This window comes from Pauljensenia sp. C0254C2 (assembly GCF_056583835.1).
Map to the genome: position 1 here is coordinate 16692 of NZ_JBWPJO010000005.1, position 26561 is coordinate 43252.

The window sequence follows — 26561 nt, forward strand, 5'->3', positions numbered from 1 at the left end:
GGCAGCATGAAGGGCGGGAGCCAAGTTTTCACTTGGCTCCCGCCCCCAACTGCAAGACTCTGGCACCTGTCGGGGCTACTGCCCCATGGGTGACAGGTCCTCGAAGTTTACAACCCCTTGAACAGTGCCTTTCCGAGCTGACGGTTCAGCGTGGAGATCACATCCAACGGGATCTGCTTCGGGCAGACAGCCGCGCACTCGCCGATGTTGGTGCAAGCGCCAAAGCCTTCAGCGTCCATCTGGTTAAGCATCGCGTTGACGCGCTTGAGGTTCTCCGGCTTACCTTGCGGCAGCAGGTTCAAGTGCGTGACCTTCGCGGAGGTGAACAACATGGCCGATGCATTCGGGCATGCAGCCACACACGCACCGCAGCCAATGCAGGCAGCAGCTTCGAACGCCTTGTCTGCATCCTGCTTCGGGATCGGCGTGGCGTGCGCATCCGGCGCAGCACCCGTGTTGACGGAAATGTAGCCGCCAGCCTGGATGATGCGGTCGAAAGCAGAACGGTTCACGACCAGGTCGCGAATAACCGGGAAACCGTTGGCACGCCACGGCTCGATGGTGATGGTGTCGCCATCGTTGAAGTGACGCATGTGCAGCTGACATGTGGTCGTCACCTCGGGTCCGTGAGCGATGCCGTTGATGACCAGGCCGCACTGACCGCAGATGCCTTCACGGCAGTCCGAGTCAAATGCAATCGGTTCTTCCCCGCGTTCGAAGAGTTCTTCGTTGAGAATGTCGAGCATTTCGAGGAATGAGGATTCCTCGGATACTCCGCGGACTTCGTACTCGTGCATGGCACCGGGGTCCTCGGGCCCGTTTTGGCGCCAGATTCTTAATGTCAGGTTCACTTGTAGCTCCGCTGTTTCAGCTCGATGTTGTTGTAGATCAGATCTTCCTTGTGCAGGATTGGGGGCTGCCCCTCACCGGTCCACTCCCAAGCGGCGACGTACAGGAACTTGTCGTCGTGACGAAGTGCCTCGCCCTCGGGTGTCTGGGACTCTGCGCGGAAGTGGCCGCCACACGATTCCTCGCGGTGCAACGCATCCACGCACATGAGCTCGCCCAGCTCCATGAAGTCAGCGACGCGACCGGCGCGCTCCAGGGACTGGTTGAGTTCTCCGACTGACCGTCCGGGCACACGCACGTTTGCCCAGAAGTCCTGGCGCAACTTACGGATCATATCGATCGCCTTGCGCAGGCCTTTCTCGGTACGCTCCATGCCGCAGTATTCCCACATGATATGGCCAAGTTCCTTGTGGAAGGAGTCCACCGAGCGGTTGCCTCCCACTGCCATCAGGCGATCGATCTTGTCCTGTGCTTCCTTCATCGCTGCCACAACATCCGGGCTCGACTTGTCAAGCTTCGGCAAACCGAAAGCGTGCGCCAGGTAGTCGTTGATGGTGTTAGGCAGAACGAAGTAGCCGTCTGACAGGCCCTGCATCAGTGCCGATGCACCCAGTCGGTTGGCACCGTGGTCGGAGAAGTTAGCTTCACCTGCCACGTACAGGCCATCGAGGTTCGACTCGAGGTCGTAGTCAACCCACAGGCCGCCCATGGTGTAGTGGACTGCAGGGTAAATACGCATCGGAACGTCGTACGGGTTGTCACCGGTGATGCGCTCGTACATGTCGAACAGGTTGCCGTACTTGGCGCTGACGGCCTCGCGTCCCATGCGCTCGATGGCTTCTGAGAAGTCCAGGTACACGCCACGGGCCACGCCTTGAATCTCAGGTCCGACACCGCGACCTTCGTCGCACATGTTCTTCGCCTGGCGCGACGCAATATCGCGGGGAACGAGGTTACCGAACGAGGGGTAGATGCGTTCGAGGTAGTAGTCGCGATCTTCCTCCGGAATCTCGCGAGGGTCCTTCTTGCAGTCTTCCTTCTTCTTCGGCACCCAGATGCGACCGTCGTTACGTAGCGATTCACTCATCAGGGTCAGCTTGGATTGCTGATCGCCATGCTGAGGAATACAGGTCGGGTGGATCTGCGTGAAGCACGGGTTCGCGAAGTATGCGCCCTTACGGTGTGCACGCCAGATGGCGGTTGCATTGCAGCCCATTGCGTTGGTTGACAGGAAGAACACGTTGCCGTATCCGCCGGTCGCCAACACGACTGCGTCAGCCACGTACGGTTCCAGCTCGCCGGTGGACATATCGCGAGCGACGATGCCGCGAGCCTTGCCGTCAGAGACGATCAGTTCGACCATTTCATGACGTGAGTGCTCGATGACGGTTCCTGCCGCAACCTGACGCTCCAGCGCTTGGTAGGCACCGATCAGCAGCTGCTGACCTGTCTGGCCACGTGCGTAGAACGTACGGGAAACCTGCACACCACCGAAGGAGCGGTTGTCCAGAAGACCGCCGTACTCGCGTGCGAACGGCACGCCCTGCGCGACGCACTGGTCAATGATGTTGGCGCTGACTTCTGCCAGTCGATACACGTTTGTTTCACGGGCGCGGTAGTCACCACCCTTGACCGTGTCGTAGAAGAGCCGGTAAACCGAGTCGTTGTCGTTGCGGTAGTTCTTTGCCGCGTTGATGCCGCCTTGAGCAGCGATGGAGTGTGCTCGACGGGCGGAATCCTGATAGAAGAACACGTCGACGTGGTAGCCCATTTCGCCCAGCGACGCGGCAGCGGCGCCGCCGGCCAGACCGGTTCCCACAATGATGACGTGAAGTTTGCGTCGGTTCGCAGGGTTGACGAGGGCTGCAGAGAACTTTCGCTGCTCCCAGCATTGTGACAACGGCACGTCCAGAGGCGCTTTCGTGTCGGCAATGGCGTCGCCCTCGCGATACAAGCCTGCTATTAATGTCTCACTCATTTTGTATCTGTGCCTTACCTACTAGGAGATCATGCCAACCGCGATGGCAACCGGAGGAGCCATGAACATGACAAAGATGAGGCCGCCAATGAGCCCTGACAGAATCACCATGGCTTTGCGGGTATTTGAACGAACCCAGCCCAGAGTCTGGAATGCGGACCAGAAACCGTGGCACACGTGAAGGCAGGCGACGCCTACGAACACGAGGTAAACCAGCACCATCAAAGGATTCTGGAAGGTGGCAACCATTCGCTCATATGGAGTGTTCTCGATGGCAAAACCGGTGCGCACCACACCCATCGTGAAGTGAAGGAGGTGGAAGACGATCCCGATCAGCAGGATGACTGCCGTTACGCGCATGGTGCGTGCCGCATACGCCACTGCCGCGTCTTTCTTGACGACGTAGCGTGTGGGGCGTGCTCGGCGTGAACGCAGCCAGACGTGAGCGGCGGATGCAACGTGAATGACCAGGAAGAGGATCATTGCAGCGCGGAATACCCAGATAAATCCGCCGTAAGGGAAGATTGGAACGAACGCTTCACCCTTCAGCCAGTGGGCGTAGTGATCGTACGCCTCTTGACCGAGGAACATTTTCAGGTTGCCGTACGAGTGGAACAGCAAGAATATTACGAAGACCAGACCGGAGACCGCCATCAGTTGTTTCATGAACACTGACGTGGTCCACGCATGTCGCTTCTTCGTCACAACAGTTTTCGTGGCCATGGCTTTAGCCTATCGACCTGACACGGCCATCACGCCCAAACCGCCACCCATTTTTCCGCCCTTCCTACCTTGAGGAGGACGTTTTTGGCTTATTTTCGCGCCTGCGTCGCCTCGCGCTACCGGCCGTTTCCGCGTTGTCACCACAGCAGCGACCGTGTGGCGCCCACTGCGAACCACGCAATTAGGCAACCCATAACTTTCAAATATGACGGAAGTCCCGGTTAGCGGCGAGTGCGCGCATCGTGATGGCATCTTCGAGCGGGTGATGGAAGTAGCGAGGGACTCGTCCCATTGCATCGAACCCTGCATTCTCATAAAGGCGCTGGGCAGCGACGTTCGACGAACGTACTTCCAGGAAAATTCGTTCAGCACCAGCCGACCAGGCGCCCTCCATGAGCCGATTGAGCAGTTCGCGCCCAATCCCTCGGCCGCGCCACGCGCGGGTCACACCGATCGTCATGATGTCGGCGTCAGGACCAATCCGCACTCCGCCGTATCCCACGGGTTCCGCCGCAGACTTCTCAGATCCGCCAGCCTGAGCGAGCAGGTACAACCGTCCGGGTGCACGCAGTTCCTGTTCGATCATGGTGCTGGTCCACGGGTCTTCGGCAAAAATGTCGCGTTCGAGGGTTTCCATGATGGCAGCGTCGCCCTCGCCCATGGGTCGAAAATTGACGAGGGGGACCTGCTCACTGGTGTCGTGCGCGGGCGCACTGTCAGGCGAATTGGCCATTTACATGCGTTCGGGACGCTGTCCGTGGATGTCGGGGCGGCGCAGGTACAGGGGTTGCGTGTCCAGTGTGTCCTCTAAGCCGCGTTCGAGGCGGGAGCGGACAATTCGGCTGGCCACGGACACATCGAAGGGAGTCACAGGCACTGTCTGGACGGCTGAAAGAGCTTCCTCAGCGAAAGACGGAAGTGTTCCGGTGGTCACCAGCATGGAGGCGCTGGCCTGCAGTTCGTTCGCCAACGTGCGCACTGGCCCCACCGTCGGCTCGGTGATGGTGGCTACATCGTCGGGACCTTGAGCTTCGTACTGTGCCCAGTACATTTCATGACGGCGAGCATCCGTCGCCACGATCACACGCTGATCTGGTGGCAAAAGGTCCAGGCCGGCTCGGGCAATCATGTCCAGGGAGCACACGCCGTACAGCGGGATGCCGGCTGCGCGCGCAATGGTGCGTGCACTGACCAAGCCGGCTCGCAAACCTGTGAAGGGTGCCGGACCGGTTCCCACGATAGCGGCATCGATATCGTCCGAGTTCAAAGGCCCTTCGATACCTGCTTCGGCCAGCACCTGGTGGATGAGTGGCGCAATGGATTCGGCATGGTGGCGAGCAGAGTCATTGGAGGCATACAGCGTTGGTTCACCCTCGCGGACAAGCGCGATGGTGGTAGCGCCGGAGGTGTCAATACAAAGGTCAGTCACGGTGGGATCCTACTTCGTCGTGTAAGTCAGTGGTGGGCGCGTCCAGTCCTGCGAGCGCCCGAGCCTTTTCATCCAGGTCATCGAGTACGCCAGCCCAGCGGGTTCCATGCAAAATGAAGGTCAGCGTGCGTTCGCCACTGTCGATATCTTCCAGATTGATCACGTCGTGATGCGTCTGAGCGTCGGCGTGGATATCTGCCTCACCGGCCTGGCCGCCGGCGTGAGCGTCTGTGTGACGGCCTAAGTGAGCATCTGTGCCCTCATCGTCACCGCCGGCAGCGGTTCCTTCGGCGCGTTCGATCACGATTTCCAGCCGATCATCCGACAACTGCTCGGTCTTGCCTTCGCCCCACTCGATAACCGTGACCGTGTCGTACGCAGTGGAGTCCAAGTCTACGGTTTCCAGATCATCCAGGTCGGTGATGCGGTAGGCATCAGCATGGACGAGGGCGAGCCCGCCCTCGTCCAACGGCGGGTGGATACGGCTGACGGTAAATGTCGGAGACGTGACGTGGCCACGCACATTCAGTCCCTGCCCAATCCCCTGCGTCAGCGTGGTTTTTCCCGCACCCAATGGGCCGTTGAGCATGATGACGTCGCCTGCGCGCAGTGTGCTGGCCAACGCTTTGCCAATGGCTCGCGTATGGTCGGCGCTGGTGACGTGAATTGTCGATTCCTGAATCTGAGTCATCTCCACGATCTTTCGTTACGGGCGTGCAGTGGCCGGGATATACACGCGGGGTACACGCGGCCCGATACGCGTCACGATTTCATAGTTGATGGTGTCTGCAACCTGAGCCCACTCGTCGGCAAGTGGAACGTCCGGCGTGTCGGGGTCATCCGGGTTTCCAAACAGAATGACTCGACTGCCAACCGGTGCGGGTGGCTCATGGTATTGGCCAAGATCGGGTCCTTGTTCGCCAGGCTGGGCGTTTTCAGCGTCGCTCACCGGTCCAAGGTCGATCATGAACTGGTCCATGCAGATCCGGCCGACCGCGTGGGTACGGATGGTGCCCGTCGGGGTGATCACGCTGACTGGCCCCGCATTCGAAGCTGCGCGAGGTACTCCATCGCCGTAGCCGATCGGCACTAAACCGAGCCATCGTGGCCCAGGTGTTGTCCATGTACCTCCATAGGAGACGGCCTGATCCCCCTCGACAATCTTGATCATCTCGAGGTTTGCTTCCAGGCGCATGGCAGGCCTGAAGTGGAGGTCGCGAGCGGTGCGCTGAGCGGGGTTGGGGCTCAGACCATACAGGCCGATACCGTCGCGCACCATGTCGAAGCATGCGCGTTCATGCCACAGGATCGCGGAGGTTGCACCGACGTGGCGGATACGTGGGCGGATCCCGGCGTCGGCCAGAATCTCCAGGCCGGCGTCGAAGCGGTCCAGCTGAGTGGCAGTGGCGCTCAGTCCTTCCGGGGAGTCTTCATCGGCGCGAGCCAGATGTGTCCAGGCTGCAACGACATCAACCGTCTGGTCCTGGACACTCATCGCCAATGCTGACGCCAGGGCCGGCAGCGTTGACAGGGTGGCTCCGGCTCGGGACATTCCGGTGTCGATCTTGACGTGGACGCGTGCAGTCTTGCCGGCCTCCCGGGCACTGGCTGCCAGACGGGCGAGTGTGGACACTACCGACACGGACACGTCAATGTCATCATCTATCGCGCCGCGCCACGTGGTGTCGCTGGGGCCGAGCCACGTCAGAATATGGACGTCGTCGCGCGAGTATCCTGCCCGGTCGAGGACGGCTCGCACGCGCCGCGCCTCTGCCAGCTGGGCTGCGCCAAACCAGGTGAATCCAACGCGGGCTGCTGCCAATGTGACCTGAGCGAGCCCGTGCCCGTAGGCATCTGCCTTCACGATCGCCATGTGTTGACACGTGGGACCATCCTGGCGCAAAACGGCAGCGTTATGCTCGATGGCACCCAGGTCGATGACAGCGCGGGAGGGGTACTCTTCCACTGCGATGGAGTCACATTCACCGACTGATTCGTTCAACAACACGCCTTTAGTATTGCACTGCTGGTCGCCGGTACATATTCACGCGACTGTGCGCTGCGTTATAAGAGCTGTTCACGAGGCCGTCGGCCGTTGCAGTACAGTGCCGACGAGAGGGCTGATTGCCGCAGCAATGTCGGCTGCACCGATTGGATGTCCCCCACTGAATGTGCTGATCACCCCATGGTGTGCGCGGTCCTGGCCGATCGGTCTGCTCGGGTTCTTGGCCTCGCGGAGTTCTGCGGCGTCCTCGGCATCGCTGCGCGTGTCGGATGGACTAGTACGCGTGCTGCGCGCACCGCTTGCTTGGATCCCTGCCTGCGCGTGCAGCCACACCGCAGCGCCCACTGCTCCTACGCGGCGAGCCGCTGTATCGACCGCACACTGGGGAGTAGCCAGCACTGCGCCGATCACGCCAGCCAGAACATCTCCTGAGCCGGCCACACCGGTCCAGCCACACGATTCAGCGTTGACCACAAGCAGCGGTAGACCGCCCTCGTCAATCGCACAGATTACCGTTGTTGCGCCTTTGAGAACGACGGTCGCCCCACTCGCGCGCGCCAGCTCAGCTGCCCAATGAGCAGGGCAGGAGTCGATGTCAGTACGGCTGGGCGAACGGTCAGTCAGTGCATCAAGCAATGTCGCTGCCTCCCCCGCATGGGGAGTGAGCACTGCTGAGGACATGTCACATGTCTCACTCAGCTCCACCACCAGAGGTAATGCTGACGCGTCAATGACCGTCGGCAGGTGCTGGTTCAGCGTGTCAATGATGACATCTCGGGCATGGCTCAAGCGCTCGTCATCGATTCCGCATCCGACAACAACTGACTGCGCGCATCCGGTGCCGCACACGATGTCGGGAAACCTCATCAGGGCAAGGGTACGCACCGAGGCGGTCGAATCAAGGCGAATCATCCCAACACCCACGCCATGTGCGCCGCTGACGGCGAGCACTCCGGCCCCCGGGTAGGTTTCGGATCCGCTGCAGATGCTCACAACACCGCGTGTGTACTTGTGATCGAGGCGGCCAGGGGCGCGCATGCATCTTCGAGCATCCGCACATGTCAGCACACGCACCGTCGCGTGTGGTCGGGCATCGAATTCGCCTTGAGTGTACTCGTCAGGCCGAGCAGCCCTATCGGCTTGCGGAAGGTCCCCAGCAAGTCCCCTGCCGCCACTGTCAGCTTGTTCCAGATCAGCGGCAAGGCCCAGATCCACCACGTCAATACTTCCTGCGCGGTAGCACGCAGGAGGCAGTACCAGTGGAGTCTTCAGCGCACCCATCGTGACAGTTCGCGTCGCATGAACTGCATGGGTCGGACACGCTCCATCAGCGCTCCCCACCCCTGTTGGCACATCCACCGCCACGACGAGCGCACCAGTTTTCTGCGCCTGTTCATTGACGGCGTCCACGAGTCGAGCGAGCGGTTCGCGCAACGCACCCTTCAGTCCCGTTCCGCACAACCCGTCGATCCAGATGTCGGTTGGCGGTAGATCCGCGCATAGGTCCCCCTCGTCCATCGATGCGGAAATTATGCGCGCACCGGCCTGGCGTGCTGCTTCAAGGGCACGAGAGTGTGGGTGGTCCGATATGACGAGGGCGACCGCCGCGCCAACGCTTTCTGACAAGGCCACATAAGACAGGGCATACAGGGCATCTCCACCGTTGTCTCCGCCGCCAACCAACGCTGTGACCCGCACCGTTGCCCCGTCAGCCGGACACATCTCCAGCACTGCATCAGCCACGCCGCGAGCTGCCTTGCGCATGAGCCGGTCGGGGTCATCCTCGCGGCAGGCACGATCCACATGCACCGCTTCAGCTTCGCGCACAACCTCAGGTGTATAGGCTGTCACGTCATCAGCGTCATGCATCATTCAACGGTCACTGACTTGGCCAGGTTGCGCGGCTGATCGACATCCAGCCCCTTCGCGCCTGCCAGTTCACAGGCCAAAATCTGGAGTGGGATCACCGTCAGAAGTGGTGCGTACAACGTGGGAGCGGGCGGGATCCGGAAGATCACATCTGCACATTCGTCAGCCGAATGGTCATCTTGCTCGGCCACCACCAATGTCCGAGCGCCGCGAGCGCGCACCTCCTGAATATTGGAGACCACTTTGCGGTGCAGTTCGGGGCGGCGAGGCGTGGGCAGAACCACCACCACGATCTGCCCATCTTCAATCAGTGAAATCGGGCCATGTTTGAGCTCGCCGGCGGCGAACCCTTCGGCGTGGATGTAGCACAGTTCCTTCAGTTTCAGCGCACCTTCAAGGGCGGTGGGGAAACCGACGTGGCGGCCCAGATAGATCATCGATTCGACATCGGTCAACGAACGCGCAACGTCGCGAATCTGGTCCCAGCCGCTGATGATCGTGCTGATTTTCGAGGGAATCGCAAAGAGCTTGTCCATGTAATCTGCGATTTCATCGGGGTACTTGTTGCCGCGCACCTGCGCCAGATACAGCCCCAAAATATACGTCGCTGCGATCTGCGCGGTGTACGCCTTCGTGGAGGCAACCGCGATCTCCGGGCCGGCATGTGTCAGCAGCACAGCGTCTGATTCACGAGAAATCGTGGAGCCAGGCGTGTTGACCAGTGCGATCACGCGGGCGCCCTGCTCGCGGGCGTGACGAATCGCCATGATGGTATCCATCGTTTCCCCCGACTGAGAAATGGCGACAACAAGCGTCTTTTCGGACACAACCGGGTCGCGATAACGGAACTCGTGAGCCAGCTCGACTTCCACGGGGATGCGGCACCAATGTTCGATCGCATATCGCGCCACCTGCCCGGCGTGAGCGGCACTGCCACAGGCAACAATGATCATCTTGTCCACGCTGCGCAGTACGCTTTCCGGAATGCGCAGTTCGTCCAACGACAGTTTGCCTGAGGCATCCATCCGCCCGGCCAGTGTCTGCTCAACCGCTCCGGGTTCTTCATGGATTTCCTTTTCCATGAACGTGCCAAAACCTTCTTTTGTCACCGGTCGACGCGAGTAGTCACCTTCCAGCTTCTTCGGCTCGGTAACAGCGCCATCCTGGTCAATAATCGTCACGTGCTGCGCGGTGACAAGGGCGAGCTGGTCCTGCCCCACTTCGATGACATCAGTAGTGAATTCGCTGAAAGCAAGCACGTCGGAGCCGAGGAAGTTCTCCCCTTCACCGAGTCCGATCACCAGAGGCGATGAGCGTCGTGCCGCCACGATCACGCCCGGTGCATCATCACAGATCGCCAGCAGAGTGAACGTGCCGCTGATCTGCTCAGTTGCCGCGCGCATGGCGCCCACGAGGCGTTGCGCACCATCGCGTTGTTCTGCCGGTACGCCTGTCAGATCTTCCGACCAGCGCGGCGCGGTGGATGTGGTTGCCACGCGGTCAGCCGAGGTGCCGACACCTCCCTCGTCAATGGGCAATCCGGAGTACAGACGCCCGATGAGGTGCGCGACGACTTCGGTGTCGGTGTCGGATTCAAAGGTTTCGCCCGCTGCGGCAAGCTGCGTTCGTAATGCGTCGGCGTTTTCGATAATTCCGTTATGGACGAGGGCGACTTTCCCATCCGCGGATGTATGCGGGTGTGCGTTGGCAACGCTCGGCTGGCCATGTGTTGCCCAGCGGGTATGGCCGATCGCCTCAATAGCATCGTCGGGGCGCTGACTGTCAATCTGCGCACGCAACTGGGACAATTTTCCGACCGCGCGGATGACTGTGGGTTTGGGCCGGTCGGCCGATCCGAGTGCGACTCCAGCTGAGTCGTACCCGCGGTATTCCAGATTTGCCAGACCCTTCATGACAACGTCAAGCGGGCGCTGGGAGGGGACTTCCCCCACGTATCCAACAATTCCACACATATTAGACATTTCAACACATGCAGGGGGCGATCGGGAGTTTTTGACGCCCGTGGCGTCGACTCGCGTGCCATGAGTGGGATGCATGGCAGTGGGGATCGGCCCGCGTCGTCTTGCTCCAGCTGGCCGGCAGGCATGTGGGTGCACGACAGCAGCCAGGAGGCAAGCGGTTAAGAGCGCTTGCGAGGCACAGCCATCGAGTCCTCGCGATCGGAGCCACGCGACCAAGGCATCCAAGATTGCTCACAGACCGTCATATTCACGCCAAATCCCTGCACTGGAACGCTGTATTAGGGGACAATAGCGCCGTGATCTTTAATGACGAGTCCCCCCGAGCACAAGGCCCATTCTCATCGTTTAGCCGTGAGCACTGGAAAAAACTGGCCGCGCGCACGCCCCTGCCGCTGACCGACGAGGACATCTCACAACTGGCGTCCCTGGGCGACCCCATCGACATGAACGAGGTTGACGCCATTTACCGGCCGTTGTGCGCGCTGTTGCAGGTCTACATACAAGGACGGTATCTGCGGGCACGCGCACGGGCCGACTTCCTCGAAGAGGATGCGCCTGTGACACCTTTCGTCATCGGTATCGCTGGGTCGGTTGCGGTTGGCAAATCCACTGTTGCTCGCCTGTTGCAGCTCCTGTTGTCGCGATCACCGCACACGCCTCGGGTCGACCTGGTGGCCACAGATGGCTTCCTTTTGCCCAACGCGGTCTTGGAAGAGCGAGGAATCCTGGCACGTAAGGGATTCCCTGAATCGTACGACCGCGGAGCACTGCTGAACTTTGTCGCGTCGGTGAAGGCGGGCATTTCCCCTCTGCAGGTTCCTGTTTATTCGCATGTCACATACGATATTCGTCCCGATAAGTTCACCACGATCGAGCATCCGGAAGTCTTGATCGTTGAAGGGCTGAACGTGTTACAGCCGCCTCGTACCCATCCTGGCGGCCTCGGTTTAGCGGTATCAGACTACTTTGATTTCTCCATCTACGTGGACGCGCGTGAGGATGACATTGAGCAGTGGTACGTCGACCGATTCGCGCAGCTTCGTTCGACCTCCTTCCAACGTGAGGATTCCTTCTTCCGCACCTATGCGGGCTTGAGTGATTCTGAAGCAGAGGCCACTGCTCGGATGGTGTGGCACGCTATCAACTTGCCGAACCTGTACGAGAACATTTTGCCGACACGCGAACGCGCCACGCTGATTTTCACCAAGGGCGCCGATCACCGGGTCGAATCCCTTCATTTGCGCAAGGAATAGCATCCCTCGCTCCGGTTAGGATCTGAGCCAGTCGAGCTCTACCATCCGCACCGTCCTCCCCCAGTTCCCCAGGTTCGAACTCAACGTGCGTTCATCCACCTGTCGTTCCCCCAGGTTCGAACTCGGCACGCATTTGGCCAGGCACGGACAGATACTGCAGCTATTGATGCAGCTCAGCGCCGAGGCAAGTCGCCCTCGGCAATAAGACGGACGCCGAATTCGAACCTGGGGGACGGGGCGGGCGAGGCAGACAGGGACAGCGGTAAGAAATGAGGCTGCGCCACTGACGGCACTCAGACGCGCCCCGATGCGCAGATGGCTAGCGCGTGATGCAGCGCCCGAAGTGACAGCGCTACGAATCTGGCACGGCTACCCCCGCACCTTCAGTTCATTACGGTCGGACGACCACCGATTCTCCAGCGCAGTTAGTCCAGCTTAGTCAGCCTAAGGCAGCAGAACCAGTGCTCTCGCTCCAGCACCGCTCAACCAGCTGCTCCTCCAGGCCTGAAGACCGTTACATCTCAGGGCCGTCTACAGTGCGAGGCGATCACGCACCACATCGGCCAGGTGCTGCGCAATCCTGTCAGCCTCATCCTCACTGGCCGCTTCAACCATGACACGGACGAGCGGTTCGGTACCGGATGGGCGCATCACCACGCGACCCGTCTCCCCCAACGTCTTCTCAGCAGCGGCAACCTCGTCGGCCAACGCCTGATCGTCATGGAGGCGAGCCTTGTCCACGCCGGACACGTTGATCAAAGTCTGTGGCAAGCGTTCGATCGGCGCGGTCAGATCAGCCAGATCGCGACCGCTTTCATGCACGAGGCGAGCCAGCAACATTGACGTCAAAACACCATCCCCCGTCGTGGCATGATGGCGCGCGATGACATGTCCGGACTGCTCACCACCCAACGCGAACCCGCCCTCAATCATTGCTTCGAGGACATAGCGGTCACCCACTGCCGTCTGAACAGTGGTGATACCAGCTTTCTCCATTGCAAGTTTCAGGCCAAGGTTCGACATGATGGTGACGACCAGTGTGTCGTGGTCAAGTTCGCCCGCCTCGTGCATGGCGAGGGCAAGGGCGCCCATTATCTTGTCGCCGTCAATCAAATTGCCACGACGATCAATGGCTAGACATCTGTCAGCATCGCCATCATAGGCGACGCCGAAGTCCGCACCTGATGCAACGGTCACCGCCTGAATCTGCTCGGGATGCGTTGAACCGCAGTTATCGTTAATGTTGCGCCCGTCAGGTGATGAGTTCATGACCACGACGTCGGCGCCGGCCTCACGCAGGGCCTGTGGCCCGATGTCAGAGGCGCCGCCATTCGCGCAGTCCACTGCGATTCGCACGCCATGCAGATCAGAGCCGACAGAGGTGACGAGGTGCTCAATGTAGGAGTGCTTGGCCCAATCATCGTCGTAGTGGACCTCACCGACTGCCGCGCCTGTTGGGCGATCCCAGTCCGCGCCGAGAAGTTTCTCAATGCCGTCTTCGACCGAGTCAGCCAGTTTGAAGCCGCCCCGGGCAAAAAACTTAATGCCGTTATCCGGCATGGGATTGTGTGAGGCGGAAATCATGACGCCGAGGTCAACATTTTCTGCCGCTGTCAGATGTGCCACTGTCGGCGTGGACACCACGCCAATGCGCGTGACGTCCATACCTGATGCCGCCAAGCCAGCCGAAATTGCGTGATCGAGGAATTCGCCGGAAATACGCGTATCACGGCCAATTATCGCTCGAGGCTTGTCGCCATTTTTCTTCGGACCACCAGCAATATGCCGAGCCGCTGCTTCACCCAGTTCCAAAGCAAGCTGTGCGGTGAGCTCACCGTTGGCCAGCCCACGCACCCCATCAGTTCCAAATAGTCGCGGCATCACATTGCTCCTGTTTCGTTCTTTTCACGGGCGGCAGCTCACTTCTTGCTGGGCCACCGCACGAGCATTATCTGCACACAGCCTAATCCGTCGCGACGCGAACCTCTGGTTGATTTATAGTCCTGTTCGAGTTTGCCCGCGATATTCGAACTTTTTGCACAGTTGCTCACGAGCCATTCGGAACCAGCACGAAAGGGGTGAGACAGGCACTCTCGTGCCCACCTCACCCCTTCGGTGATGACTTTGTGCTCACTGGCTCAGCTCCGTGCCTTGCGCTACACGTTTCATCTTCAACGCTCGCACCATGCACGTGCACCGAGCCAGCTCAGGTTCCTTCGGATCGCTTCACGCACCCGATTAAACGGCGACTCGCGCGGACCCCCTCGAACCCGATCAGCAGGAAAGAAAACCGATTAACGCTTCGAGTACTGAGGCGCCTTACGGGCCTTCTTCAAGCCGGCCTTCTTACGCTCCGTGGCGCGTGCGTCACGGGTCAGGAAGCCAGCCTTCTTCAAAGCCGGACGGTTTGCTTCGCGGTCGATCTCGTTGAGAGCACGCGCAATGCCCAGTCGCAGAGCGCCTGCCTGGCCGGAGATGCCACCGCCGTTGATGCGGGCGATGACGTCGAAACGGCCGTCAAGGTCGAGCAGTGTGAAAGGAGACTTCACGAGCTGCTGGTGCAGCTTATTCGGGAAGTAGTCCTCCAGTGTGCGTCCGTTGACCTTCCACTGGCCGGTGCCGGGAATCAGACGGACTCGAGCAACAGCTTCCTTGCGGCGACCAAGTCCCGCGCCAGGTGCGGTCACGGATTGGCCAGCGCCTTGAGGTGCTGTTGCGGTTTCAGTTGTGTATGAGCTGGGGACGGTTTCTTCGTCCAGCTCTTCGATCTGCGTGGTGTCAGCCACAGTTCTCCTCAGTGCAGTTCGTGGGCTCAGAAGCGCGACGCGCTCACTGGGCGACCTGGGTGATTTCGAATTTCTCTGGCGTCTGGCCGGCATGCGGATGCTCGCTGCCTGCGTACACATGCAGCTTGCGCAGTTGCTGACGGCCGAGTGAGTTGTGAGGAAGCATGCCTTTAACGGCAATTTCCACGACGCGCTCCGGATGTTCGGCAAGCATTTGGCGGTAGCTGGTAGCCCGCAGGCCACCCGGATAACCCGAGTGATGGTAGGCCATCTTCTGGTCCAGCTTGTTACCAGTCAGCACGACTTTGTCCGCGTTGATGACGACGACGTAATCGCCTTGATCCATATGCGGAGCGAACGTCGGCTTATGCTTCCCACGAAGGAGGGCGGCGACTTGAGACGCCAAACGACCAAGGACGACACCGGTAGCGTCAATGACGTACCACTTCTTCTCAGTGTCCCCCGGCTTGGGTGAATAGGTGCGCACGGGCGTAACCTTCAATTCTTTCGATCTAAGAGCAAACATCACCACCACTTATTGGTGGAACGCTTGCTCGCATTGCGATTCGGTTCGCGCGAGTCGTTGGCACATACCGGGCGAGTGGGAAAAGCCCCAAGTAGCGCTAACGCACAGCGTCGTTAAGTCTATCGACCTGGAGGCACCCTGGTCAAAGTTATTCCCTCACTGTGGGCAATTCCTCATTGCACGTGGCCCACCGCGTTGCCCGGCGCGCGCTTCGTTCAGATTTTCATGCCCGACGAGGGCGGCCGGCGGCGCACACTGCTGCCACACCAATGGTCTTGGCTGACGGTGGCGCACTGTCCATCGGGATTACCCACCACAACTGACACGTGTTAGTATTGTGGCCTACGTGACGAGCACAGTGGTTGTGACCGTTTGCGTAGTGATTTGTATCAGGTTCTGTGCTGAGCCTGATATGCGTTTTTATTCACCGATTTAAGGAAGACCGTTATGGCAAAGACGCATCGGATCGCCGCCCTCTTCACGGTGCCTGCCTTGTGCGCGGGAATCAGTGTGGTGGGATCAGTGCCGACATACGCTGCCCCGGACTCATCGCTGGCTCCGTATCATCCCACCATGTTGTGGGCAACGTCTGAAGAAACTCAGGGCGAAGTTGCTCCAAACGGGCCGATATCTGCACTGGTAGATGACGATTCAGGGAAAGCTGCCCAGGACGTGTCATTTTGGACATCCCAGTGGAAAGGCACCGAGGAAGATTTCCCACACGCACTAGCCTTCGCCAATCCCAGACCTGACCAGGAGCTGTGCGGCGTTCAATACACTGCGCGCCCCACATATGGCGCAGTCGAAGGAGCCGGAAATGCGCCCGGTTCATTCCAGCTGTATTCATTCGAATCTGCCCCGACAAATCCGCGGCAAGGCGGTGACGAAGCCTTCAACGCCTGGAAACAGGGACTGGACAGTTCCACCATGGAGGCAGGCACACTCCTGTCACGCGGAGCACTCAAAGGAGTCAACGATCCCCAGACCATTTCATTTCCGCCCACGAAAGCACAGGCCTTTTCATTGGTGGGTCTGCGTGCAGTGGCAGAGGACAAGAAAGGCATGTCAGGATCCGATCTCAAGTTGATCCCCTGCCAGCCTCAGTTCACTGATCCAGGAGAGGGAAGCGGTGACAACCTTGCCGCCGATTTCTTCGTTGACCAGCTTCCCTTTGGGGAGCCAGGCGAACCTGTCACATTCGATCCGGCCACTCATACATACATCGCACACGCCTACTATCACACGGATCAGATTTCAATCCGCGTCCGTCCTGCTGATCCCACTGCTTCCGTCAGCGTTAACGGTTTACCGGCGGACAGCGACGGACGCGTATCCAACCTCGTGGTGCGCGAAGGCATGAACGCCTTCACGGCGACCATCACAGCAGGAGGGCAACGCGCTACCTACGTTGTCAACGTCACGAAACACAACACCGATTTCCGCGGGAATGTCCTGATCGATGCCGCCGCCACCATCAATGGAGGCAGTGAAGCGGAAATCAGTGCGCTGACCGATCAGAACATGGCCACCGGGTGGACAGTTTCCCCTCTGAAGAAGAGCGACGAGTGGAGCGACAACACCACTGGTTTCCAACTCGATCTTGACCAGCCGCGCTACGTGCACCGCGTGAGCGCATGGGGCTGGCCGCAGATGCCCGCCAATGCGCCCGGCTGGCACGGCGGCTCTTCCGTTGCGATTGCTGTTCAAGCCGATGACGGCGCCCCGTGGCAGACCATCATCACGCATGCCTCACTGACCCGTGATTCTGGCGGACTGTGGTACTGGGACTTCAACCAGTACCACCAGGCAAAACACATCCGCGTGTGGCTCAACACCGCTACTGAGCCGCAGCAGCAGCCAGGAAATCCCGGTAACCAGGCAACAGGCATGTCGGTGTACGAAGCCGAAGTGTGGGGTCTGCCCGCCGGTCATACGCCTCCCGAGATTGCACCCAACGAGCACTCTGACATTTATCGCGGTTTTGACCCCGGTGACGGAAAGTGGGGCGTGAACCGCGCTCAGACTCTGGCGCTGCAATACGGCGTGATGCTGCCAGCCTGGATTCCCTCCGAAGGCTACGGTCGCGGCGCATTTGACGCACGCGAATCACGTCTGACCGGCGGCGCATTCCCGATGTTCTATGACATGCCTTTGTTCAACACTCCCGTGATGGAACAGATTGGCGAGGGAACCCCCTGGGCATTCGCCAAGGCTCCAGCTGGCGGCAACGGCATTCAGGACGCCGGCGAGCCTCACATTTTCCTCACCGATGCGATGAAGCCCTACGCCGACACCCTGATCGACATTCAGTACGGTGACGAGGGCGGCTTCAGCCACGCCGAGTCTGACGCATTCGGCCGATGGTTCGAATGGTCAAAAGAGAACATCCCGGGAGCCGTCGTGCACTCCAACCAGTACAACGCAGCTGACTGGGGCCAGCCGGCAAACATGGAGTATTACGTGCAAAACGCTCAGCCTGATCTGCTGTCGTGGGATACCTATTACTACGGATCCAACTGGGGGTCGGCACCCTCGAGCGTTGTTCACGACATGCTGGGCAACAATATGTGGAAGACTCAGCGTCAGGCCGCCCTCGCCGGTCTTACTGGTGACGGTACGAGCCCGATCCTGTACGGCCAGTATCTGGACTACAACTGGGACGCCAACGTGTCCGAGTCTCAAAAAGCCGTCGTCCCTTCGCTCGGTCTTGCCACCGGTCAAAAGTGGTTTGGGCTGTTCCGTATGGAATACAACGGCTACGATCGCTCCTCGATCATCGATCAGGATGGCGCGCCTACCCGCTCCTTCTACGAATTCAGCAGAATTTTCAAGGACCTGACTGGGCTGGGCAAGTACGCAGTTGCTCTGAACTCAACATACGTTGGCATCAACGCCGGTGAGTACGCGGACCGTCCTCAGGCACCCAACGTATCGGGTTACGCACTGGGAGCATTTGGCGAGGGCGACGGCAAGGCCGCCAATAAGGCGGTTGGCATCACCGGAATGGACGTCACCAATACCGGAACGGTCAATGACGGTAAACCGGGCGATGTTGTGGTCGGTTACTTTGAGAAGCTGCCCGGGCTTGATGCCGCGAAGACCGAGGAGATCTTTGGCAAGACCACTCAGGATCCGCGCGCTTTCATGGTGGTCAATGCTCTGACCGGCACAACGCGTTGGCCATCTTACGGCTTGAGCACCCGAACCGATGACGGCTCATATGCGCAAACCGCTCAGGACGTCACACTGCATGTGGAGAAACCTTTTGACAACGCGAAACTCATGATGGTTGATCCGAACACTTTTGAAGCTCAGCCCGCGCCATTGACGCAGTCTCGCAGCGCAGATTCTGATTTAACGGTGACGCTGTCCAATATCGGTGGCGGTCAGGCTCGCCTGCTGTACTGGGTCGGCGAGTCTCCGACTGCCGACCAGGGCACGCAGACCGATCCGCAGTCTGCTGACAGCCAGAGAGCCCAGTCATCACAAAGCGATGGCTCTGCGCAATCCCTTCCTGCGACCACCGGCGTGTCGTCCGATCAACAGCGCAAATCGAGCACCAATTCAGGGAGCTTCCTGGCGCAATCGGGTGCATCAGCACAGGTGATTCCGTTTTCTCTGATGGTTCTCGGGGCAGGAGCGGTCAGCATCTACGCTGCACGCAGGCGTTCCTTTGCTGTCAGACGATAGGTTGGCCGCACATCGGGGCCGTCTTCGGCTTCGACTGTGAACGGTCAGGCCCCCGTTTAAGGAAGCACCCCTTCTTAAACGAGGGCCTTCTTTCGCCCCGTGTTTCGTCGTATCCATGCGCCGTGCGGCACCCATGGTTGCTTTTCCTCTCTCGCCCTTCTCCCCCTTTTCTTTCATCCCCCCAGGTTCGAACTCGACGCGCCTTCAGCAGGGTAGGCACCGCCACCTACGCGCTGACCAGCAACGATACGGGCCCCATGCTGTTGCAGCACAGCGTAGCGCCGCCGAATTCGAACCTGGGGAGCGGGAAGAAGCGTGCTGCAGATGCGACGCTGACCGCCCGTACCGTCCATGTGCCCCTCCTGTCGATCTCGAGGCGCGCTCGCCCGACAGTGGGAGACCCCTCGGAGCATTCATGCAGGCCAGCCAATTGCGACCGTAGTCGCCCTCGTCCATGGTTCGTCGTAAACGACACATGGGGCGGGGCAGGAAAGTCCGTGCCCGCACACCCCGGGGAACACTCAACACGACGTATCGCAAAGGCTCGCACGAAGAGCCGCAGATGTCGTCGCCCACGCGCGGGCTGCCTCGATCGTGGCGGAAAGAAGAAGCTGCACGTGAACCTGTGATTCACGTGCAGCTTGAGTGCGAACCGGCTTGCTCAACGGGCCCGGCAAATCCGCGTCCGCCGCAGCATCCCTTCCGGGACGAACCGGGTCAGATGAAGCTCAGAACTTCAGGCCGCCTGCTTCAATGCCGCGGAAAAAGTACTTCTGAGAAAACATGAAGACCACAACAACCGGCATGAGGGCGACGACCGCTCCGGCCAGAACCAACTGGTAGCTCGTGCCCTGCGGGGAATTCTGAATGGCTGACAGGGTCACCATGAGTGTCTGATTCTTCGGGCTGGGCAGCATGATCAGTGGCAGCAGGAAGTCAGACCACGCGCCGATAAAGCTTGTCAGGCCGACAACCGTTAGGGTGCCGCGAACCTGGGGCAGAAAGATCGTCCAGAAACGACGCAACTCGCCTGCACCATCGATCAGTGCTGCGTCTTCGATCTCGTCTGGGATTCCCATGAAGGCCGCGCGCATCAGAAGGATCTGGAATGGGCCAATAAGAATTGGCAGCCACACTCCCAGCAGATGATCGTACAGTCCGACGTGCACCATCATTGAGAACAGGGACAGCATGATGGATTCAAGCGGAAAGATCATTGCCGACAACACCACGAAGTACATGATGTTTCGCCCTGTCCATCCGCGCCTGGACAACATGTAGCCGCCCAGGCATGAGAGCACCATGTTGGATGTCACCAGCAGCGCTGCCACAATTGCCGAGTTACGGATGGACAGCAAAATGTTGGTGCGCTCAAACAGGCGCGCAAAGGATTCCAGCGACCAGTCCTGCGGAAAGAGCGTTGCCCCCTGGCCGAAGACGGGCTCACCTGGGGCTTTGAATGCGACAAGCAGAGGCAGCAAGAGTGGGCCGACCAGCAGGCACGCCACAATGATGAGGACCGCGTAGCGTCCAACGAGGCGCCACCCGCGTATTTGCCGGGATGCGACCTGGCGGCCCTGACGTTCAAGTTTGCGGCGGTGGCGGTACTCGCTGAGTTTGCTGGTGTGAGGCGCAGTCGCGACAGGTGTGTGCGTGGGTGAATGAGTCATTATGCTTCCGCCTTGTTCTGCAGCCTCTGTGAGGCAATGATGAATCCGAATGTGATCAGGAACAGGAACACCGAAGCGGCGTCGCCTTGTCCCAGTGATCCAAACGTTGGGTCCATGATTCGGTTACGGATATACATGGTCAGGGTCTGTGTGGGCGAGTTCGTTCCGCCCAGCAGATATACCTCGGTGAAGATTTTCAGTGATCCGATCGTCGACAGGACACCGACCAGGTACATCATGACCCGCACGCCCGGCACGGTGACCGTCAGGAAGCGGCGGACGCTGCCTGCACCGTCAATTTCGGCTGCTTCGTATAAAGACTGATCAACGTTGGTTAATGCAGCCAGATACAGGATCATGTAGTACGGCAACCCCTGCCACAAGGTGATGATCATTGCGCAGATGAGGATCAGCCACTCGTTGGACAGGAAGGGAATGGGCGACTGGATCAGCCCGATACCTTCGAAAAAGGAGTTCAGCGGGCCTTTCTGGTCCAGGATGTATCGCCACGCCAGTGAGATGACGACAAGCGAGCAGATCGCCGGCACGTAGTAGATGGCACGGAAGAAGCCGATTCCCGGCACGTGTTGGCGCACCAGCAGTGCCAGCAGCAGCGGCAGCAGCACCATCAGGGGAACAACGCACAGCGCGTAGATCACGGAGTTGCGTGTGGCTTCCCAGAACACCGGGTCGGAGAAAATGTGCGCGTAATTGTCAATTCCGTTGAAGCGTCCGAGCCTGCCAAGTGGTTTCGTCTTGGTGAAGGACGTCACGACCGTGTTGATGAATGGGTAGATATAGAAAGTGATAATACACAGCACGGGGATTGTGACCCACAGCCACGGCACCCACCATTTTCGGAACCGTGCTGCGCCATTGAGACTACGCGCGCTTGTCTTCTTCTGAGTCGCCATGAGTGCTATCCTCCATCACTCTGGGTACGCTTCGTTCGTAAAAGTGGACCGCGTCAGGCGGTGTGGGCTTATTCATGGTGGTCATGTGATGACCTGAATAAGCCCACACACGCTTCGCTGGTTCCGGATAATTAGGAGTTCAGATCGTCCAGCAGCTGGTTCATTTGTTCTTGAGCAGTCTTCAGTGCATCCTCTGGGCTGACTTCGCCGCGGATGGCCTGGTTGACGTTGTCGACCAGTGCTTTCTGAACTGAACCGGTGACGTAGAAGACGTCCAAGTATGCTTCTGCGTCTTTAGCGGCATTTGCGGCCTGTTCATATGCAGCCTTGAAGACAGGATCCTGTGCAACCTCCGGCGGGTTTTCCATAATCTTGTCGAGTGCCTCGGTAGCAGCCGGGAAGACGATTGCTCCACCGTCATGTGCCCAGGCGTATTCGTTTTCGGCGTTCGTGATGAACTCGGCCCATTTCATCGCCAGCGGCGCGTTCTGGGTGGTCACGGAGATGCCGACGTACTGGCCTTCATAGACAGGTTTGATACCTTCGTTTGTTGGGAACGGGCCAACACCTGTTGCTTCGTAGACCTGCGGGTTGTTGTCTTTAATGGCTTTCAGGAACGAGGCGTTCGGAGTGCCGAATGCGAGGTTTCCATTGGAATAGGCCTTGGACGGGTCGGGCTCGCCGGTCAGGGAGTCTTTCGGGATGGCGTTGGTCTTGTACAGTTCCGCCATCTTGGTGACGTATCGGACTGCATCTGCATTATCTGCGAAGTCAAACTCAGTGTGGTCATCGTTGAGCAGTTGCACGCCCATTCCATGCAGCTGCGCAACCAGGTACCAGTCTGGTGATCCGTAGATGCCATAGTCGCCGTTTCCGGCTGCCCCCACCTTGGCTGCCGCGTCCAGCAGGTCGTCCATTGTCGAGGGCGCCTTTTCCGGATCCAGTCCGGAACGTTGGAAGACGTCCTTGTTGTATGTGGTGATGTAGGGGCCGAAGTACCAGGGCAGCGCGGTGTGATGATCCTGAGCGCCGAGGTTCGTTGAGTTCCAGATGGTTTCAACGAACTTGTCACCGATCTGGGGTGCTTTGACGTCAAAGTCCATCAGCAAATTGGCTTTGGACAGCGCCAGGATGGATGACGATGCCACGTTGACGACGTCTGCCATCTTGCAGTTTGTTGCCTGGGATGTGATGGCCTGGTCGAAGTCTGTACCTCCGCCCTGGTCGGTCCATTTGATGGTGGTCCCCGGGTTTGCCTCTTCGAATTCCTTGATCTTGGCTTGGAAGAAGTCGGCGAAATCGGTTTGCAGGCCCTGTGTCTGGAAGGTGATTTCGCCTTCCACTTTCGAAGTGTCAACAACGCTGCCGTCAACGTTGCCTTCTGGAATGTCGCAGGCAACGTCGGGCGTTGGGATGCCACTGGCTGATGATGTTCCGCTCTCTTCAGCTCCGCCTCCACACGCTGTTAATGACAGGCATGAAACGGCAAGCACCCCAAGGGCGCCGCGTGTTGCTCGTGTCAATCTCATTTAAAGACCTCCATTGGTCGAGAAGAAAGCCAGCCGGCTGCGTGCCGGTTGACGTCTCTCTAACTATCTCGTGTTAGGTGACAGTGAAAGAATAAGACATTTTTACGGTTTTCACTAACCCCAAAGATCTCACTTTGATTACGACCGGCGACAAAACCGGTACGTCAGACTTTAACGCTCATCACGTTTCCGCACGTTTTCGATCGGAAATATCGTGAGCGACACACCCCGCACCCACCCACCGTTTCTCACCGTCGATCACAAATGTAAGAAACCTCACACCACACACTCTGGCACCTCAAAATCAGATGCAATTCCCGCGCGTTCGGCCAGCTGTACGCATCGACGCCCTGCGTATCCAGACGATAGTCCACACTCCGGCCAGGCCACGTCAATCCAGCTTCATACAGCACATCCACAAAAGGGCCAATACCCAAATATCTTTTCCAGAACTAACACGATATAGTTACTGTGTTACCGCTCAGAGCTGCGTCGCTCTGGCTGACTTCGCGGTACTTTTTCTTGAAGGAATTCACCATGACACGGACAACTCGGGCTGATGTCGCTCGGAAAGCAGGCGTCGCACCATCCACCGTCTCTCTTATACTCAACGGCCACGGGCACGAAGTCAAGATTGCACCGGCTACGATCGAGCACGTCACGAACGTCGCCCGTGAAATGAACTACGTCCCCAACGCTGCGGCACGATCACTGAGGCGAGGATCCACCAACATCATCGCTTTGATCATGGCTGAACTGCCGGAAGACCCGTTCGTGCCGGTCGTCCACAAAGTACTGACCACAGCCATGATTGAGGTTCAACGTCGCGGCTACCTTCTTCTGCCGCTCTTCCAACCTGAGGGCGATGCCGCCAACCGCCGTTTCATTCAATCGGTGCTCTCCGATATTCAACTGGCAGGTGCAATCTGCGAGACCACCTCCACCCAGCAGTTCGTTGGTCCCCTGCTCAGCCAGCTCGACATTCCAGTGATGTGGATGTCGATGATTGAAACCTCGAACCATTTCGGCGGAGTGGGCCTCGTCAGCATTGATGAAGGAACAGGAGTCCGGGAAATCCTCAGCGACCTCGACGCCACGGACACGTCACGGGCCCTGTACCTTGCAGGCCCCAACATCAACCACTTCCGTCAGGTACCTGTCCTCGAGCATTTCCAGGACCGCGCAGAGTTTCTCTCCCTGCCCACCTGGAGTGCTCACGACTCGTACGAGACCTGCATGCGCATGCTCACCGCCCACCCCGACATTGATTCAGTATGGTGCGCTGATGACACACAGGCACCGGGCGTCTTCTCCGCTGCACGCGACCTGGGTAAGCATGTCCCCAACGATCTGTCCATCATCGGCTTCGGCGATCACAATGCGCACGAAGACAATTCCATGGGCCTGACCACGGTGATGTGGCCACTGCAGGACATGACGGCAACCGCTGTCAGCCAGCTCATCGAGTCGATTTCAACGCCCAAAGCTGAGCACACAGCTCGCGAGCCTCACCACACGCGCGTCAGTACCACACCCACGTGGCGCACCAGTGCCAAGCGCATTCACAAAAAGTAGGCACCACCATCCTCCACTCCGACGGGCTCGACTCAGGAAGCCCGAGCCGCCCTCGTCCATCCTGAATCCCAACGAAGCCGGTCATCTGCAACACGGCAGCAAAACAGTCCACCTAGCAGCAGCCCAAAGAGCGGACCGCGCGGGTCTGTTGCGCGCGCTGTGCCCACTGATCGGCAGGCGGATAGTCCACGTGCGCCAAAGTCAAGCCATGCGCCGGAGCCAGCGGAGCGGCTGCCTCACGCGAACGCGCATCCAGCAGATGTCTCATCCACGCCGGCGAGCGGCGGCCTGTCCCCACGTCAATCAGTGCTCCCACCAGGGATCGCACCATTGAGTGGCAAAAAGCGTCAGCATGGACGCGCACCAGGATCGGCGACGTTTCCCCCGCCGCCACGACGTCCAGCTGGCGGAGCGTACGGATCGTGGTCGCGCCCTCACGCGGCTTGCAAAAGGACAGAAAATCATGCTCACCGATGACGCTGGAAGCAGCTTCAGCCATGGCTTCCAAATTAAGCGTCTGGCGTGCAGGAACCGTCCAGATGCGTCGCCCGGAAAAGGGGTCACTGCCCGCGCGCTGGTCAAGCAGCCGGTACACATAGTGACGCCCCACAGCGCTGAAACGCGCATCGAAGGTTTCCGGCACGCGATGAGAACTCAGAAGCGCAACGTCGCAGTACCCTCTCGGCGACACCAGCCCGTGCGCCTTCATGAAATCACCGTGCGCGCGGGTAAGCAGAGAGGCCAGACGGTCAACCAGCGCATCTTCGGGTGTGCGCGAGGACCTTCCCGGAAGGCTGTCCCACACCTGCGCCGGCAGGTCGACGTGAGCCACCTGATGATCTGCGTGCACTCCCGCATCGGTGCGTCCCGCCACAGTCACCGCCACTTCCTGGCGGGCGATCAGCGACAGGGCTCGAACCAGTTCACCTTCCACGGTGCGTAGTCCGGGCTGTGCGGCCCAGCCGTGGAAGAAGGTGCCGTCGTATGCCAGGTCAAGCCGCGCCCTCACAGTGTCCATGCGCGAACACCGCCGATGATGCCGGCGTCATTGGGAACGATCACCACGTCGTCACCGAGTTTGGCCCGGTTCATCGCCGTGACGCGTTTCGAGTTTCCACCACCCAGGTACAGGCGATCCCACACGTACATCGGGCGCAGGCCGTCGATCACTCGGCGCACTCGTCGAGACCAGTGCGCGTCTCCCAGCCGGAGGCGTTCATGCTCGCCAATGTAGTCGTCATAGGTCAGTCCCCATCGCACAAATCCCTGCGATACTTCCACGTGCGGCGCGAGCACACCTGAATCGAAAACCGCGTTTCCCAGCCCGGTCCCCAGGGTCACGATCATTTCGAGGCCCGTGCCCGTGATGACACCTGCGCCGGCCACTTCAGCGTCGTTGAGCACCAGTGTCGGCATGCCCAGAGCAGCTTCAAGTGCCCGTCCCATGTCGAAGTTGGCCCATTGCTCGACCAGTTCAGGCAGGATCCGTGATCGCGGGCCGTCACGCGTGATGTAGTGCGGAGTCGTGATGACCACTCCGTGGCGCAGCATGCCAGGCATTCCCATCGTGACGCGCGTGGCGGCAGGCAGTTGCGCGGCAAGGTCCTGTGTGGTCTTGACGAGCAGTTCGGGAGGGAGCGGGTAGGGCGTGGGCGTGCGCACCGGCGATGCGGTCAGCGTTCCGCGCGAGTCGAGCACTGAGGCTTTGATTCCGCCCCCGCCGCAGTCGACAGCGAGGGTCATCTCTTCAGACATGTTCTTAGCATAATGGCTTGCTCTCACC

Annotated in this window: 22 protein-coding genes; 4 read left to right on the forward strand and 18 right to left on the reverse strand. The window is 59.5% G+C overall.

From position 1 onward, the window contains the following. Positions 1-107: 107 nt before the first annotated feature. The 9 genes from AC1DA5_RS04985 to glmS all read right to left on the reverse strand — a co-directional run bounded on the left by AC1DA5_RS04985 (position 108) and on the right by glmS (position 10826). Complete coding sequence (locus tag AC1DA5_RS04985) at positions 108-851, reverse strand: succinate dehydrogenase/fumarate reductase iron-sulfur subunit (RefSeq protein ID WP_058237125.1); 744 nt, start codon at positions 849-851, stop codon at positions 108-110. Then, entirely contained in the window at positions 848-2827 is a 1980-nt protein-coding gene (locus AC1DA5_RS04990; RefSeq protein ID WP_285016200.1) for a fumarate reductase/succinate dehydrogenase flavoprotein subunit, read from the reverse strand. The genes AC1DA5_RS04985 and AC1DA5_RS04990 overlap by 4 nt, the downstream gene beginning before the upstream one ends. A 21-nt stretch (positions 2828-2848) precedes the next feature. Then, complete coding sequence (locus AC1DA5_RS04995; RefSeq protein ID WP_480289446.1) at positions 2849-3550, reverse strand: succinate dehydrogenase cytochrome b subunit; 702 nt, start codon at positions 3548-3550, stop codon at positions 2849-2851. Between the two features lie 199 nt (positions 3551-3749). Then, positions 3750-4283 carry a ribosomal protein S18-alanine N-acetyltransferase gene (rimI, locus tag AC1DA5_RS05000; RefSeq protein ID WP_227469332.1) on the reverse strand — a complete coding sequence of 178 codons (534 nt, stop codon included), beginning with the start codon at positions 4281-4283 and terminating at the stop codon, positions 3750-3752. Beyond that, the gene (gene tsaB / locus AC1DA5_RS05005) at positions 4284-4979 is read right to left on the reverse strand and encodes a tRNA (adenosine(37)-N6)-threonylcarbamoyltransferase complex dimerization subunit type 1 TsaB (RefSeq protein ID WP_058237128.1); all 696 of its coding nucleotides are present in this window, start codon (positions 4977-4979) and stop codon (positions 4284-4286) included. Further along, positions 4972-5670 (reverse strand): tRNA (adenosine(37)-N6)-threonylcarbamoyltransferase complex ATPase subunit type 1 TsaE, encoded by a 699-nt coding sequence (tsaE, locus tag AC1DA5_RS05010; RefSeq protein WP_058237853.1) that lies wholly within the window; start codon positions 5668-5670, stop codon positions 4972-4974. The genes tsaB and tsaE overlap by 8 nt, the downstream gene beginning before the upstream one ends. Before the next feature lie 15 nt (positions 5671-5685). After that, a complete protein-coding gene (alr, locus tag AC1DA5_RS05015) occupies positions 5686-6987 on the reverse strand; it encodes an alanine racemase (RefSeq protein ID WP_480289448.1) in 1302 nt (433 codons plus the stop codon). 69 nt (positions 6988-7056) lie between these two features. After that, complete coding sequence (locus AC1DA5_RS05020; protein ID WP_058237129.1) at positions 7057-8853, reverse strand: NAD(P)H-hydrate epimerase; 1797 nt, start codon at positions 8851-8853, stop codon at positions 7057-7059. Beyond that, complete coding sequence (gene glmS / locus AC1DA5_RS05025) at positions 8853-10826, reverse strand: glutamine--fructose-6-phosphate transaminase (isomerizing) (protein WP_058237130.1); 1974 nt, start codon at positions 10824-10826, stop codon at positions 8853-8855. Before glmS ends, AC1DA5_RS05020 begins: the two co-directional genes overlap by 1 nt. Positions 10827-11134: 308 nt before the next feature. Between glmS and coaA the strand changes: the two genes are divergently transcribed. Further along, positions 11135-12088 (forward strand): type I pantothenate kinase, encoded by a 954-nt coding sequence (gene coaA, locus AC1DA5_RS05030; protein ID WP_058237855.1) that lies wholly within the window; start codon positions 11135-11137, stop codon positions 12086-12088. A 531-nt stretch (positions 12089-12619) separates the two neighbouring features. On the opposite strand, the gene glmM is transcribed toward coaA, so the two are convergent. The 3 genes from glmM to rplM all read right to left on the reverse strand — a co-directional run bounded on the left by glmM (position 12620) and on the right by rplM (position 15361). Beyond that, a complete protein-coding gene (glmM, locus tag AC1DA5_RS05035; RefSeq protein WP_070726958.1) occupies positions 12620-13969 on the reverse strand; it encodes a phosphoglucosamine mutase in 1350 nt (449 codons plus the stop codon). Positions 13970-14382: 413 nt separating this feature from the next. Next, positions 14383-14874, reverse strand: a complete 492-nt coding sequence (gene rpsI / locus AC1DA5_RS05040; protein WP_058237132.1) for a 30S ribosomal protein S9 — start codon at positions 14872-14874, stop codon at positions 14383-14385. A gap of 43 nt (positions 14875-14917) precedes the next feature. Further along, positions 14918-15361, reverse strand: coding sequence for a 50S ribosomal protein L13 (rplM, locus tag AC1DA5_RS05045; protein WP_058237133.1), 444 nt, complete (start codon positions 15359-15361; stop codon positions 14918-14920). Positions 15362-15561: 200 nt separating this feature from the next. Here rplM and AC1DA5_RS05050 point away from each other — a divergent pair, with 200 nt between their 5' ends. Both AC1DA5_RS05050 and AC1DA5_RS05055 read left to right on the forward strand, forming a co-directional pair. Next, entirely contained in the window at positions 15562-15723 is a 162-nt protein-coding gene (locus AC1DA5_RS05050) for a hypothetical protein (RefSeq protein WP_157843522.1), read from the forward strand. Positions 15724-15847: 124 nt separating this feature from the next. Next, positions 15848-19090 (forward strand): cadherin-like beta sandwich domain-containing protein, encoded by a 3243-nt coding sequence (locus tag AC1DA5_RS05055; protein ID WP_480289450.1) that lies wholly within the window; start codon positions 15848-15850, stop codon positions 19088-19090. Between the two features lie 173 nt (positions 19091-19263). Here AC1DA5_RS05055 and AC1DA5_RS05060 read toward each other — a convergent pair whose 3' ends face one another. The 4 genes from AC1DA5_RS05060 to AC1DA5_RS05075 all read right to left on the reverse strand — a co-directional run bounded on the left by AC1DA5_RS05060 (position 19264) and on the right by AC1DA5_RS05075 (position 23203). After that, the gene (locus tag AC1DA5_RS05060) at positions 19264-19443 is read right to left on the reverse strand and encodes a hypothetical protein (protein WP_058237135.1); all 180 of its coding nucleotides are present in this window, start codon (positions 19441-19443) and stop codon (positions 19264-19266) included. Positions 19444-19818: 375 nt separating this feature from the next. Continuing rightward, complete coding sequence (locus AC1DA5_RS05065) at positions 19819-20760, reverse strand: carbohydrate ABC transporter permease (protein WP_058237136.1); 942 nt, start codon at positions 20758-20760, stop codon at positions 19819-19821. Then, on the reverse strand, positions 20760-21674 hold the full coding sequence (locus AC1DA5_RS05070) for a carbohydrate ABC transporter permease (RefSeq protein ID WP_058237137.1): 915 nt from the start codon (positions 21672-21674) through the stop codon (positions 20760-20762). Before AC1DA5_RS05070 ends, AC1DA5_RS05065 begins: the two co-directional genes overlap by 1 nt. A gap of 131 nt (positions 21675-21805) precedes the next feature. Beyond that, on the reverse strand, positions 21806-23203 hold the full coding sequence (locus tag AC1DA5_RS05075) for an extracellular solute-binding protein (RefSeq protein ID WP_058237138.1): 1398 nt from the start codon (positions 23201-23203) through the stop codon (positions 21806-21808). A 537-nt stretch (positions 23204-23740) separates the two neighbouring features. Between AC1DA5_RS05075 and AC1DA5_RS05080 the strand changes: the two genes are divergently transcribed. Then, complete coding sequence (locus tag AC1DA5_RS05080) at positions 23741-24778, forward strand: LacI family DNA-binding transcriptional regulator (RefSeq protein ID WP_058237139.1); 1038 nt, start codon at positions 23741-23743, stop codon at positions 24776-24778. A gap of 112 nt (positions 24779-24890) precedes the next feature. Here the strand turns inward: AC1DA5_RS05080 and truA are convergent, their stop codons facing one another. After that, positions 24891-25796 (reverse strand): tRNA pseudouridine(38-40) synthase TruA, encoded by a 906-nt coding sequence (gene truA, locus AC1DA5_RS05085; protein ID WP_058237140.1) that lies wholly within the window; start codon positions 25794-25796, stop codon positions 24891-24893. After that, complete coding sequence (locus AC1DA5_RS05090) at positions 25784-26533, reverse strand: ROK family protein (RefSeq protein WP_058237141.1); 750 nt, start codon at positions 26531-26533, stop codon at positions 25784-25786. The genes truA and AC1DA5_RS05090 overlap by 13 nt, the downstream gene beginning before the upstream one ends. Positions 26534-26561: the final 28 nt, after the last annotated feature.

Coding starts and splice junctions, on each gene's coding strand:
- AC1DA5_RS05055 (WP_480289450.1), top strand. CDS start 15,848: ATGGCAAAGACGCATCGGATCGCCGCCCTCTTCACGGTGCCTGCCTTG.
- AC1DA5_RS05065 (WP_058237136.1), bottom strand. CDS start 20,760: ATGACTCATTCACCCACGCACACACCTGTCGCGACTGCGCCTCACACC.
- glmS (WP_058237130.1), bottom strand. CDS start 10,826: ATGTGTGGAATTGTTGGATACGTGGGGGAAGTCCCCTCCCAGCGCCCG.
- AC1DA5_RS05070 (WP_058237137.1), bottom strand. CDS start 21,674: ATGGCGACTCAGAAGAAGACAAGCGCGCGTAGTCTCAATGGCGCAGCA.
- AC1DA5_RS05090 (WP_058237141.1), bottom strand. CDS start 26,533: ATGTCTGAAGAGATGACCCTCGCTGTCGACTGCGGCGGGGGCGGAATC.
- AC1DA5_RS04995 (WP_480289446.1), bottom strand. CDS start 3,550: ATGGCCACGAAAACTGTTGTGACGAAGAAGCGACATGCGTGGACCACG.
- tsaE (WP_058237853.1), bottom strand. CDS start 5,670: ATGACTCAGATTCAGGAATCGACAATTCACGTCACCAGCGCCGACCAT.
- glmM (WP_070726958.1), bottom strand. CDS start 13,969: ATGCCGCGACTATTTGGAACTGATGGGGTGCGTGGGCTGGCCAACGGT.
- AC1DA5_RS05060 (WP_058237135.1), bottom strand. CDS start 19,443: ATGGACGGTACGGGCGGTCAGCGTCGCATCTGCAGCACGCTTCTTCCC.
- AC1DA5_RS05075 (WP_058237138.1), bottom strand. CDS start 23,203: ATGAGATTGACACGAGCAACACGCGGCGCCCTTGGGGTGCTTGCCGTT.
- AC1DA5_RS05080 (WP_058237139.1), top strand. CDS start 23,741: ATGACACGGACAACTCGGGCTGATGTCGCTCGGAAAGCAGGCGTCGCA.
- truA (WP_058237140.1), bottom strand. CDS start 25,796: ATGGACACTGTGAGGGCGCGGCTTGACCTGGCATACGACGGCACCTTC.
- AC1DA5_RS04990 (WP_285016200.1), bottom strand. CDS start 2,827: ATGAGTGAGACATTAATAGCAGGCTTGTATCGCGAGGGCGACGCCATT.
- rimI (WP_227469332.1), bottom strand. CDS start 4,283: ATGGCCAATTCGCCTGACAGTGCGCCCGCGCACGACACCAGTGAGCAG.
- AC1DA5_RS05020 (WP_058237129.1), bottom strand. CDS start 8,853: ATGCATGACGCTGATGACGTGACAGCCTATACACCTGAGGTTGTGCGC.